Source organism: Granulicatella sp. WM01, assembly GCF_004570605.1.
Taxonomy (GTDB): domain Bacteria; phylum Bacillota; class Bacilli; order Lactobacillales; family Aerococcaceae; genus WM01.
Genome location: NZ_SPPB01000156.1, coordinates 1 through 298 on the forward strand (window position 1 = coordinate 1; position 298 = coordinate 298).

The following is a 298-nucleotide window of genomic DNA, read 5'->3' on the forward strand; positions in this document are numbered from 1 at the left end:
CTGTGTCTGACGCTTCCGTTCACCGTGTAATGCAACAGGCAGTGATCAGTTGTAAACAAACTTATAGCTATTTACCTAAAGTACTGTGTATTGATGAGTTTAAAGCTTTAAAAACAAGTTATTCAAAGATGAATTTTATATATGTTGATGGCGAAAGTGGCAAAATTATTGACATATTACCGACAAGACAGTGTCGTTATCTACTTAGTTATTTTCTAAAATATTCAAGAAAGCAACGCTTAAACGTACGTTATGTTGTTATGGATATGAATGCACATTATGGTAGTTGGATAAAACA

The 298-nt window shown here is 32.9% G+C and carries 1 protein-coding gene; it reads left to right on the forward strand.

The genetic code is table 11. From position 1 onward, the window contains the following. A partial coding sequence (locus E4T68_RS09080; protein ID WP_167753886.1) for a transposase occupies positions 1-298 on the forward strand: 298 nt, incomplete at both ends.